The sequence below is a fragment of the Bradyrhizobium sp. USDA 4541 genome, from assembly GCF_024171085.1.
In the GTDB taxonomy this organism is placed as follows: domain Bacteria; phylum Pseudomonadota; class Alphaproteobacteria; order Rhizobiales; family Xanthobacteraceae; genus Bradyrhizobium; species Bradyrhizobium australafricanum.
The window spans coordinates 2,334,877-2,346,876 of record NZ_JALJZF010000001.1 but is presented as its reverse complement, the minus strand read 5'-3'; the positions used below and the strand labels follow the sequence as shown (position 1 = coordinate 2,346,876).

Annotated in this window: 11 protein-coding genes; 10 read left to right on the top strand and 1 reads right to left on the bottom strand. The window is 54.9% G+C overall.

The genetic code is table 11. From position 1 onward, the window contains the following. Nucleotides 1-33: 33 nt before the first annotated feature. Nucleotides 34-816, bottom strand: a complete 783-nt coding sequence (locus tag J2R80_RS10930; protein ID WP_253638559.1) for a hypothetical protein — start codon at nt 814-816, stop codon at nt 34-36. A 213-nt stretch (nt 817-1,029) separates the two neighbouring features. On the opposite strand from J2R80_RS10930, the gene J2R80_RS10925 reads away from it, so the two are divergent. The 10 genes from J2R80_RS10925 to J2R80_RS10880 all read left to right on the top strand — a co-directional run bounded on the left by J2R80_RS10925 (nt 1,030) and on the right by J2R80_RS10880 (nt 11,933). Next, nucleotides 1,030-1,251 carry a hypothetical protein gene (locus J2R80_RS10925; protein ID WP_253638558.1) on the top strand — a complete coding sequence of 74 codons (222 nt, stop codon included), beginning with the start codon at nt 1,030-1,032 and terminating at the stop codon, nt 1,249-1,251. Between the two features lie 10 nt (nt 1,252-1,261). Next, the gene (locus J2R80_RS10920; protein WP_253638557.1) at nt 1,262-1,720 is read left to right on the top strand and encodes a hypothetical protein; all 459 of its coding nucleotides are present in this window, start codon (nt 1,262-1,264) and stop codon (nt 1,718-1,720) included. A gap of 276 nt (nt 1,721-1,996) precedes the next feature. Beyond that, complete coding sequence (locus J2R80_RS10915; RefSeq protein WP_253638556.1) at nt 1,997-3,130, top strand: DGQHR domain-containing protein; 1,134 nt, start codon at nt 1,997-1,999, stop codon at nt 3,128-3,130. Further along, entirely contained in the window at nt 3,127-3,465 is a 339-nt protein-coding gene (locus J2R80_RS10910) for a GIY-YIG nuclease family protein (protein ID WP_253638555.1), read from the top strand. Before J2R80_RS10915 ends, J2R80_RS10910 begins: the two co-directional genes overlap by 4 nt. Before the next feature lie 190 nt (nt 3,466-3,655). Next, entirely contained in the window at nt 3,656-6,028 is a 2,373-nt protein-coding gene (gene hsdR / locus J2R80_RS10905; RefSeq protein ID WP_253638554.1) for an EcoAI/FtnUII family type I restriction enzme subunit R, read from the top strand. A gap of 28 nt (nt 6,029-6,056) precedes the next feature. Then, complete coding sequence (locus tag J2R80_RS10900) at nt 6,057-7,577, top strand: class I SAM-dependent DNA methyltransferase (RefSeq protein ID WP_253638553.1); 1,521 nt, start codon at nt 6,057-6,059, stop codon at nt 7,575-7,577. After that, nucleotides 7,574-8,713: a restriction endonuclease subunit S gene (locus J2R80_RS10895; RefSeq protein WP_253638552.1), complete on the top strand. Its 1,140-nt coding sequence runs from the start codon at nt 7,574-7,576 to the stop codon at nt 8,711-8,713. The genes J2R80_RS10900 and J2R80_RS10895 overlap by 4 nt, the downstream gene beginning before the upstream one ends. Nucleotides 8,714-8,774: 61 nt before the next feature. Then, nucleotides 8,775-9,584 carry a hypothetical protein gene (locus tag J2R80_RS10890; protein ID WP_253638551.1) on the top strand — a complete coding sequence of 270 codons (810 nt, stop codon included), beginning with the start codon at nt 8,775-8,777 and terminating at the stop codon, nt 9,582-9,584. Nucleotides 9,585-9,727: 143 nt separating this feature from the next. Beyond that, nucleotides 9,728-10,351: a tyrosine-type recombinase/integrase gene (locus tag J2R80_RS10885; protein ID WP_253638550.1), complete on the top strand. Its 624-nt coding sequence runs from the start codon at nt 9,728-9,730 to the stop codon at nt 10,349-10,351. A 409-nt stretch (nt 10,352-10,760) separates the two neighbouring features. Continuing rightward, nucleotides 10,761-11,933 carry a hypothetical protein gene (locus J2R80_RS10880; RefSeq protein WP_253638549.1) on the top strand — a complete coding sequence of 391 codons (1,173 nt, stop codon included), beginning with the start codon at nt 10,761-10,763 and terminating at the stop codon, nt 11,931-11,933. Nucleotides 11,934-12,000: the final 67 nt, after the last annotated feature.

The following is a 12,000-nucleotide window of genomic DNA, read 5'->3' as shown; positions in this document are numbered from 1 at the left end:
GCGGAGGCAACCTAGAGATACGACATATCAGACTCAGGAAGACGCAGAAGAACTGCTTCGGGGCAAGACACTGGCCAATTGCCGAAACGTCGCGGCAACATTTTTGGTCAGAGCGATGAACTCTCGCGGATTGGGAAGATGTTGCCCCGTAAGCCGGAGGTTACCCCGTGAGATCAGGAGCTCCGATAGGTACTGGCAAATCCGCACGGCGGAAACATACAAAGTCAGCACGTTAATAATGACGTTATCGGGAATGTCCTTGCTACGGCCCGCAGGCTTCAAGCCGTGTAGAAATTCATGCCTGTTTCCGATGTATTTCAGCGATCTCTGGAATCGGAGATAGCCAGACGACGCAGGCTTAGATTCTTCGACATCGGCGTATGCAAGATCGAGAAATACGAGCTGGACGAGAAGAAACGGATCGGTCTTCGAGAGAATTTCGATACAGGCTGCCGGAGTTCCACGAACAATATGATTGAGGATGATGTATCGAGCTTCACGGAATTTCACCACACTTCGCGCCGGGGGCTCATAGACTTTTTGGCGAAAGATTTCCTCGATTTCAGGGAAGATGATCCGAAGCACAAATTTAGGAGGGCACTTTCCAATGAGCGGCGCGAGCTTGTCGAGAAAGTCGGCCTCTGAACGAAGTCCGCGTTCCGCCAGATAATCCCGCAACGACGTTGCGTAAGTGATCGGCGATACCGCAATGTCTTTCATGAGAACTTCATGCGGAATGAATTTCCTTCGGAGGAATTGATATTGGATGCGGTTGATCGCGTGAACGAGGTCCGCACTCTCCTTCATTGTGGTCATTGATTGCCTCGACGTACTTCAAAAAGGAAGCTGTGGCCTCAACGAAATACGAGCGTGTGAACCGGGCTCTTTGCAGCACTTTGTCGCCGCTCTTGATGTTAAAGCCCTATTCCAAACAGACCACGGCCTCTCAATTCCCCGTAAAATTCCGGGGTATCTTCTCTTTGTACGGAGAATTGGGCTAGGTTCACAACCTCAAGAGGCAAGACCGGTTTGACAAACAAGAAGCGGATTAATGTTGAAGACCGTCCAGCGATCCTGCCGCGTCTCCGTCGTATACAAGCATGGCGGAGAGCGCGATTCCAGCGCCTTCTATCTGATCCCAACATCGCGCAGAATGACCCGGAAAGGCGCAAGTCTATCAAGGCCGCGCAGCATTACACCGCCGTGTCGATGCGCGCGGAAGCCATCCTACGCGGCCTGATCGGCGAGTAATGGAGCTGTGATGCAGTTTTCAAATTGGGTGAAGTTCAATGATCGGGACCAGTTGAAGGGCACGAGCTACCCGGGAATATATGCGATTGCCATTTCCAGAGCGAATATCACCGGCACGCGATTTAGGTGGGTCAAAAACATCGCGTACTTCGGCTTTACAAACGCGGCAGGCGGACTTCGGGGGCGTCTCAATCAATTCAACAACACTCTCCGAGAGTCGCGACCGGGTCACGGTGGTGCGCAACGGTTTCGGCGCAAGTATCCCGATGGCGACGCACTCGCGAAAAGGCTCTACGTTGCCGTCTGTGCTTTCGAGTGCAACGTATCGACGAACAAGCCTGCGGATCTACGGGTAATGGGCGATGTCGTGCGCGCCGAATATCTCGCGTTCGCAAAGTACGCATCGCTCTATCGTCGCCTGCCGGAGTTTAACGACAAAGAAAAATCACCGAAGCAGCAGCAGCTTTGATCGTCGGTGACGCCCTGCAGTGTTGCAGCCTCTCCGTATTCATTCTCAAACAACGGAACGATCCAGACTTTCAGCAAGCTGTGTCGAGCGCATCGGCGCGAACCAGCAGTTTTTGCTTCCTTCGTTAACCTGTTCAACCTTAAGTGCAATTGCCTCCCTACTCTACAAGCTTTAGTATAGGCAAGCATCAGACCAAAGGGCTTAAGACCTTCGCGGGCTCCTTCCCAATGAGTAGGTCCACCGGCGCTCGCTCGCCGCTTTCGATGGGGGAAAATCGTGTCGAAAATCATTATTCCTGCCGCGCGTGTCAGGCAAGGCGGCCTAACGCTATACGCTACGACACTCAAAGTCAGAGATATCGTGACCAAGGACTTTTACAGCGTAGAAACTCTCGACCCGGCCGATGCAGCCAACGACGGTTATCAACGGCTGCTCAACACCGCGCGAGCCAAAAAACTCGCCGACTACATTATCAAAGGACAAGACAGCCACGACGCCTTCCTGCCCACTTCCGTGTTCTTGGCGACTGATAAGACCGTCCCGTTCAATGAGAAAGACAACACGGTTGAGATTGATACGTCGGCCGTGTGCCCGCTCAGTGTAGTAGACGGCCAGCATCGCCTAGAAGGATTGAAAATGGCCGCGGCCAAAGATCCGCGCGTTCTCGATTTTGAGATTCCCGTGAACATAGCTGTTGGCCTTCCCAAGATTGCGCAGATGTGCCACTTCCTTATCGTAAACACGACCCAAAAGAGCGTCGATAAGGCTGTAGAACAACGGATCATCGCTCGGCTGACAGATGCTCTTGACGTTGAAGACCTTCCAAGCCTTCCGAAATGGATATTGAAAACTGTCGAACGTGGTGAAGTTGAAAAAGCTATCAAGCTCGTTGACTACCTCAACAAGGCTGAAGGATCTCCTTGGCAAGGTAAGATCCTGATGGCGAACTCCGACGGGGATGGCGCAACTATCAATCAACGATCCTTTGTGAAGGCCATTGTCAAGTACGTACTCACCGCCAACAACCCTCTCGCAAGCTTTGGTGATTTTGAGAAAGAAAAGAAGATTTTTCTGAACTACTGGAAGGCGGTCGCCGCGCAACTAGACGATGGCAACGCTTCTGTTCTGTACAAGTACAACGGCGTCGAATTGTTCTGCAAATTCTCCATCCCGTTTTTTATGAAGCTCTTGGATCGGGGTAGCTTCACAGTGCAAGCGATGGAAAAGCTACTGCAGTCCTGCTTTGATAATGTCGAAGGCGACTATGCAGGAGTTGGTCATCCCGATTGGTGGTCGAAAGGCAGCAAAGCGAGCTTCTTAAACGCTGGTGCGATCAACGTTGTCTCGCAAGAACTGTCGAAAGCTCTGCACAAAGTCTCAATGAACACAGCCGCCCAGATTGAACTATGAATATTGCTCTATTGATTCCTCAACCCAACCATCGAGCGACCTTCAAGAGGAGCCACGAGCACCTAGTTCCAGACGTGCCAGGTTGCTATGCGTTGGCCACCTTTTCGGGCGAGATTTTGTACGTCGGCCTAACCGACAATCTTCGACGAAGAATGGACCAGCACCTGGACAATCCTGAAAAAACCGGGGAGACCAAGCTCGGTCGCGCGGTGTTTTTTTATTGGGTTGAGACCGCCGACACTTTCAAAATCGAACGAACTTGGATGAACATTCACATTCAGCACGAAGGCGCCTGGCCGCTTTTAAACAAGGCGTATTCACCAACGTCAACCTGATTAGTACGCAGCCTCGGACTGATCGGAGATTAAAAGAACGCCTTTGAGGAACAAATGGGGGAGAACGGGGAGGTATGGACACGGTTGAACACACGCAAACCATCTCTATCCTTGCGGAGCCGCCCGTCGGTCGCGAGTTCCGGCTGGGCTGGAAACGCACTTATGACATACGCGCTGCAGGAAATGCGGGATGACGAACGAGGCTGATACTTGCCGGAAATTTGTCGTCCCAAAGTTGCAATCGGCAGGTTGGGATAGCGAACCTCATTCCATCGCCGAGCAGCGCACCATCACAGATGGACGCGTTATTCCCGTGGGCAAAGGTTTTGTCCGCAAGCCCCCCAAGCGGGTGGACTACCTTTTGCGCTACACGCGAGACTTTCCGCTTGCCGTGGTCGAGGCTAAGGCCAACTACAAGTCCGTAATGGAGGCCGTGCAGCAGGCGCGCAGCTACGCGGAAATTCTCGGCCTCAAGTATGCCTATGCGACCAATGGCATTGAAATCATCGAAATCGACTACTTCACGGGACAAGAAAAGCGTGTCGCGGATTTCCCAAAGCCAGAAGACCTCTGGCAGCGCTATCAGGCGGGCAGCGGGATCGATGCGCCCGAAGACGCGGATCACCTGATCGCCCCTTACAACACGGTCGGCGGCAAGCCGCCCCGGTACTATCAGCAAATCGCCATTAACCGGACGGTCGAGTCCATACTTGCCGGAAAGCAACGCCTGCTTCTCACAATGGCGACGGGCACGGGCAAGACCATCGTTGCTTTTCAGATTTGCTGGAAGCTCTGGTCGAGCCGCTGGAACAGAACCGGAGAGCATCGCAAGCCGCGCATCCTGTTCCTTGCGGATCGCAACATCCTGATTGACGACCCAAAGGACAAGACCTTTACCCCTTTCGGGGACGCACGCCACAAGATCGAATCCGGCGAGATCGTCAAAAGCCGAGAAATGTATTTCGCCATCTATCAGGCGCTGGCCGAGGATGAGCGCCGCGCGGGGCTTTTCCGGGATTATCCGCCAGACTTTTTCGACCTCATCATCGTCGATGAATGTCACCGGGGAAGCGCGCGGGACGATAGTTCATGGCGCGCCATCCTTGAGCATTTCAAACCTGCCTATCAGCTCGGCATGACGGCGACGCCGCTGCGCGAGGATAACCGCGACACCTATCTTTACTTCGGCAACCCGATTTACGAATACAGCTTGCGCCAGGGCATCGACGACGGCTTTCTCGCGCCCTATCGAGTGCATCGCATCGTCACCCAATGGGACGCCGCCGGATGGCGGCCGAGCAAGGACGAGGTTGACCGCTTTGGCCGCGCGATCCCCGATGACGAATACCAGACCAAGGACTTCGAGCGGGTCATCGCCTTGCGCGCGCGCACAAAGGCCATGGCCCGCCATCTGACCGACTTCCTGAAAAAGACGGATCGCTTTGCCAAAACTATCGTGTTCTGTGTCGATCAGGAACACGCTTCGGAAATGCGGCAAGCTCTGGTCAACCTCAATGCCGACCTTGTGGCGCAGTATCCCGACTACGTGGTGCGCGTTACCGCCGACGAGGGCGCAATCGGGCGCGGCCATCTATCGAAATTTCAAGACCTCGAAACCAAAACGCCGGTTATACTCACATCGTCGCAACTGCTGACGACGGGCGTTGATGCGCCGACCTGCAAGAATGTCGTTCTGGCGCGCGTCGTGGGATCAATGAGCGAGTTCAAGCAGATCATCGGGCGCGGAACTCGCCTGCGCGATGATTATGGTAAGCTCTGGTTCAACATCCTCGACTACACCGGATCGGCGACCCGCATGTTCGCCGACTCGGACTTCGACGGTGATCCGGCCCGGATCACGGAAGAAGAAGTGAACGACGCCGGAGAAACCACCTCGACGACGGAGACTGTGCCCGAAGGGCAGGAACCGGAGCCTGCCGCGCCGGAGGAAGGCGAACCCGGCCTAATCGAACCTCCGACCGGGGAGCCGCGCAAATTTTACTTCGACGGCGGCCAGGTCGAAGTCGTGGCCCATCTGGTCCACGAGCTTGATCCGAACGGCAAGCAGCTTCGCGTCGTCAAATACACTGACTACGCGGCCGAAAGCGTTCGTTCGCTTGCGCCAACTTCCGCCGAGCTTCGCAAGCGTTGGGCGGACGCTGATCAGCGCAGCGAGATTATCGCCGCGCTGAACGAGCGCGGCATTGACTTTGAAGTGCTAGCAGAACAGACAGGCCAGACCGACGCCGATCCCTTCGACTTGCTTTGCTATCTGGCCTTCAATGCGCCTCTCCGCACCCGGCGCGAGCGGGCGCAGCACCTAAGGGCCGAGCGCAAGGACTATTTCGAGAAGTATTCTCCTGAAGCACGTCAGGTCCTGGACGAGCTTCTAGAAAAATATGCGGAACACGGCGACGCGCAGTTTGTCCTGCCGGACGTGCTCAAGGTTCCCCCGATCTCAACCCACGGTCAACCCGCTGAAATCATCAAGCTGTTCGGGGGGCCTGATGAGCTTCGCCGGGCCGTAAACGACCTGCAAGGATTGCTCTATGGCACGAACTAGAAAGAAGAACGGCGCAGACGGTGGACCGATGACAACTTCCCAGATGCTCGGGAGCCTCCTGAAATCCGCGCGCGACATCTTGCGCAAAGACAAGGGGCTGAATGGCGATCTCGACCGTCTGCCGCTGCTGACATGGATCATGTTCCTCAAATTCCTCGACGACCTTGAGCAGCAGCGCGAGGAGGAAACCGCGCTATCCGGTAAGAAATTCAAGGCGGCCATCGAAGCCCCCTATCGCTGGCGAGACTGGGCTGCCGATCCGCAGGGCATCACGGGCGATGAACTGCTTGCCTTCATCAATTCCGACGAAGCCGTGCGCGCCGACGGCCAGAAAGGCCCCGGCCTGTTCGCTTACCTGCGGGCGCTTTCCAGTTCTAACGGCGACAACCGCCGCGACGTGATCGCCACGGTTTTCAAGGGCGTGGATAACCGCATGAAGAGCGGCTATCTGCTGCGTGACATCATCAACAAGGTTGGTGGAATTCACTTTACGTCGTCGGACGAGCTTCATACCCTCGGCGCGCTTTACGAATCAATGCTCCGCGAAATGCGTGACGCGGCGGGTGATTCCGGCGAGTTTTACACGCCGCGCGCCGTCGTTCGCTTCATGGTGGAAGTCACCGATCCTCGCCTAGGCGAAACCGTCCTCGATCCGGCCAGCGGCACAGGCGGGTTTCTGGTGGAAGCGTATAATCATCTCAAGAAGCAGCTGAAGACCGTCGCCGACCGCAAGCGTCTGCAGAACGATACCATCACCGGTTGCGAACCCAAGTCCCTGCCCTATCTGCTTTGTCAGATGAATCTTCTGCTGCACGGACTGGATGCGCCGCAGATCGATCCCGGCAACGCCCTGCGCTTCAAGCTCTCGGAAATCGGCGAGAAAGAGCGCATTGATGTGATCCTCACGAATCCGCCCTTTGGAGGTGAGGAAGAGAAAGGCATTCAGAGCAATTTTCCCGGCGACCGCCAGACGGCGGAAACCGCACTGTTATTCCTGCAACTCATCATGCGCAAACTCAAACGCGAGCCGACAGCTACCGGTCGTCCCGCGCGCGCCGCTGTGGTCGTGCCGAACGGGACGCTTTTTGCCGATGGCGTATGTGCGCGCATCAAAGAGGAACTCCTCAGAGAGTTCAACCTTCACACCATCGTGCGGCTGCCGGAAGGGGTCTTTGCGCCATACACTAATATCGCCTCTAACCTTCTGTTCTTCGAGCGCGGTGGCCCAACCAAAGCTATTTGGTACTACGAACCTCCTCTCCCCGAAGGCCGCAAGAAATACAGCAAGACGGCCCCCTTGCAATTCGAGGAACTATTGCCGGTATTGGCTTGGTGGAAGCAGCGCGAGGAAGGCCCACAAGCGTGGCGGGTCCTCACCAAGGACGTCGCCGCCAGGGGCTACAACCTCGACCTCAAGAACCCGAACGCTAAGCTCGGCCTGGAACATGCCGACCCCAAGGAGCTGATAACCTCGATGCGCAGCCACGAGGCCGAAGTGCTCCGTTTGCTGAGTGAAATTGAACTATTGGTCGACGGGGTTGAATCGTGAACGCTTGGCCGACCGTTGCTCTTGGCGAGTTGCTTCGTCGTTCCGAGCGCACCATTCGGCTCGACTCCGAAGCGACCTACAGAGAAGTCACCGTTCGCATGAATGGCAAGGGCGTCGTCGAACGTCGTCAAGTGCAGGGGCGCGAGGTTGCTGCAGATCGCCGTCACCAAGCAAAGTCAGGGCAATTCATCATATCACGCATTGACGCGCGGCACGGTGCGAGCGGCCTGATTCCCGACAAGTTGGATGGGGCTATCGTCACTAACGACTTCCCCCTGTTCGATATTAACACGGATCGTCTCGACGCAACGTTTCTTAACTGGATATCAAAGACCACATCATTTGTTGAGTTGTGCAAGGCCGCCAGCGAAGGCACTACCAATCGCGTCAGACTTTCAGAAGAACGCTTTAAGGCTCTTAGCATTCCGCTCCCGTCACTTGATGAGCAACACCGCATCGCCGCGGGCCTCGACGCTATCTCAGAAAAGCTTCAACAGATCGAAGCACATTTGGATGCCGTTGAGCGTGATGCCGCACATCTGCTTGCATTGCGTTTTCGCGACATCATCGCTGACGCATCTCTGCTTCCGATATACGAAGTTGCGCCTGCTGTTCGTCGCCCGGTCGAAATCCAAGTTACCGCGCGTTATCGCGAAATCGGTGCCCGCTCATTCGGCAAGGGTCTGTTCGCCAAGCCGGACTTTGATGGCGCCACAGCCACTTGGGAAAAGCCAGTTTGGGTCAAGTCAGGCGATCTAGTGCTGAGCAACATCAAGGCATGGGAAGGTGCAATCGCCGTCGCAAGCGATGCGCATGATGGCTGTATCGCATCCCACCGCTACATCACTTGCGTCCCAGACCCGATGACCGCGACCGCAGGCTTTCTCGCCTACTATCTTTTGAGCGAAGACGGTTTGGTGAAAGTGATTTCCGCGTCGCCAGGCACCGCTGACCGAAACCGAACGTTGAGTCTCGGCAACCTCGGCAAGATCGAAGTTCCCGTCCCTCCGCTCGGCGCCCAGCAATCCTTTGACCGCCTCCAAGCCGAAGTGGCAGCACTCAAAGCGAAGCACGCCTCCATACGCGCAGCTAACTCCGCGCTACTGCCCGCAACGCTGGAACGTATGTTCTCATGATAAATTGCAAGATCAGCATACTCGCCAAGAATGCGGCAAAACCCCTACTGAGGTGAGTTTGGTGAGAGGCTGGTTCATCGATGATGCCGTTCGGCCTCCCTTCGCTTTGCCTCCACGCTACTTGGTGCGCTCAAATGTCATCGAGGAGAGCCGCGCCACACTCAATGCCCTAGCAGATGCGTGCGCCTTCGCCCGGGAGTGTTCCAACACTAACAGGCCGGTGCGGTGGCGACCCTTTGAAATCACAGATGGTGAATTTCCCGGCTTTATTTTGGATTCGCCTGCATTACGTGACGCTTTGAGCCGAGCAGAACGACTAGGATTTTTAGGTGAACGTCAGGGCTACGAAAGCCTTTCATCGCCAGACCAAGTCACCGTTATTCGAATCATACGAGGGGTAAGCCCAATCCTGCGAGGTTACGTCGAACACGTTCAAACCGTGCCATTAAGAAGTGACGCACGGGTCGCGCTATACTTAAAAATAAGCGGGTTGTCAGATATCTTAAACCGAGATCACCATGGAGTCGGCTGGCACTTTCACTATTGCGACAAGGATGGCAGACGCTCGGACACGATGCTTTCATTCGATACAAACCAGCCCCCTCGTACCGAAAAAGATGGGCGGCAAGTCCCGTTTGAAGAAAATGCTCCACTATTCTGGGAACGTCATAGCGAGGCAAATAAGAAATTTGATGCCTGCCCCGAGGACTGGGGAACGAAGAAGCGTTCAAGTATTTTTAGCGCCGCTCAACCGCAGTTGACGAAACTAAAGCCCCACGACTTTCGTCGCCCCGCAGCCGTGGCGCGGCCCGTCTGGCCTGTCGGTTCTACGCTAAGTCCACCGCCAGCAATGCCCAAGTCATCCGGGTAGTGCCTGCATCAAGGCGCCTGAGAGCCGCACGCGAACCACACAAGAATTCGCAAACCAAACGGTTATGCGCTCAAAATTCAGCGAATCCAAAGTTCGTAGAACAGCCGTTTTTCGAACAGTTCACTCAAAATCGAGCATTAAACATGGCAAAATCAGCCTCTAAAGTTGGCGCGCCAATCATCAAAATACGAACAGTTGCTACGCCACTTCGGCGAAAAAACGCCGATCTACGAACGCGCGAGTATTTAACCGATGACGAAGTGCAGCGCCTGACCGAGTCTGCTAAGGGCAATCGCCATGGCCATCGTGACGCGACCATGATTCTCGTCGCTTACCGACACGGCTTTCGTGCCGCTGAGTTGACTGACCTCCGTTGGGATCAGATTGAGTTCACCTCGGCCTCGCTACACGTGCGCCGCGTCAAACAAGGCACGCCGAGCACGCATCCGATTCTGGGCGACGAATTACGCGCACTTCGCAGGCTTCAACGCGAACAAGCGCCGAAATCGCCATTCGTGTTTACGTCGGAACGTGGTTCGCCATTCACTACGGCGGGGTTTGCTCGAATGATCGAACGAGCTGGCATCGTGGCAAATTTCAAATTCAAGGCGCACCCGCACATGCTGCGGCACGCCTGTGGTTACGCCCTCGCCAACAAGGGTCATGACACACGTGCGCTACAAGCCTACCTGGGACATAAGAATATCCAGCACACCGTGCGCTATACTGAGTTGTCGCCAACCCGCTTCAAAGACTTTTGGCGTTAGATTGCAACCGATGTGACATGTCCACGATAGCTTCGAAAGCAGACTTCGGTTCGGAAATCCTTGAAAACGGGCAACTGAGCGATAAGGTTTACTTGGCCGATTGCTTCGAGGCTTTCGGGGGGAGGGGAGCAGATGGCGCTCACGATGATACGCCCATCGCAAGTTGATGGCGTCCACGGCGGCCTTTGGTCACCGACCTCAAAAGTCTAACCAAAGGTATGGGGCATCAGATCGGCTAGAGCCAGCAAGCAGAATAGACGGTCCAGCTGGTGAAATGCGTTCAATGTCGTCCACGTCCTTTTCTTTCCCGCCCCGTCTTGAACCGCTGCTGGCTGCCTCTCAATGGTGAGGTAGAGCCTTGCCTATCCATCTACTGCTGATAGCATGCGGCGCGTAGGTGGGGGACGTCATGCTGGTTCGTTTGGGCACCGTATTTTCCCGGATTTTTGTTGCGGCAGCTATTTTTCTTATCCTATGGGCCGTCATTGCATTTCTTCGTACGGGCAGCTGGCATCTCGTCACTCTCGCAGAAACACTAGCGTTTTATCACATTGTTGTTCCTGACTTCGGCTTACCTGGGCTACGGGATATTTATGCCGTGCTCGGACAAGGCTGGCTTGCAGCCTACCTTGTGATCTTTGGCACACTGTTCGCCTTGACTTCGGCCAAAGCTGCGCCAGGTTCAACTGCCCGTTATCTCAAATTGATATTTCTTTCCCCATTCACCTTGATAGGACTAACGATAGCTAGTTTCTTCAACGTCGTTAGGGGGATTGTAAAGTACACGTTCATTGCTGTGATGACGTGTGTTCTGCTTACCTGTGTTTGGTGGGGGTTGAACTATTTCTTTTATGCTTATCAATTCTCTGATTCAGCCAGTTGCTCTCTTAGGCAAACGATATTTGGAGCTGTTCCTAAATTTGACTTCGATTACGACTGCGCGGATGCCAGCGGCATGGCGTCCAACGAGGATAAACGATACTATATTTTGTTTATGGCCAATGGGACTTCGGTAGAAGCGGATAGCGGACACGCTTGGTTGGCTACAGCAGCACTTAAGAAGGTAAATAATGGAGAATTTTTACTGACCGATTATGTTGTCACAGGCTATGGCCCAAAAGGCCCTCCAACCGGTCAGTGCTACCCGCTCCTCGCGCGGCTCTACCTTGTGATTCGCCCGATAATCCCCCTACCATCAAACTTCGAAGCTCATTGGTGCGAGGGCGGCACGACGAGAGCGGACGGGCCGCCACCGACACATGCCCCCGCCGGTACACCTTTGCCAAAGACGGCCGACCCAAAAGCGGTGGACGCGATGCTTGGAGTCAATCCAACAGTCGTTTTCGCGGTCAGTATAAATCAGAATCAGTATGATAGAGCGAATCGAAGAATCGACGCCACGGCAAAAAAGCCGCCTAACTATCAGCTACTCCTTCACGACTGCACCACGTTCGTTCGTGATGTCGCTGAAGACGTTGGTCTGTATGTGCCCCCGAGAATGTTGGCGCCTTATCCCGCCGAAAGCATCTACTCTATTATGAAATACAACATGCGGCATAACAAAGAGGCGCCCTCAAGCTAAGGCGCGGACACTTAGGAGCAAAACGAGCAAGATGCCCGCGACAGGGTTTCTCAGACACCCGCACGAG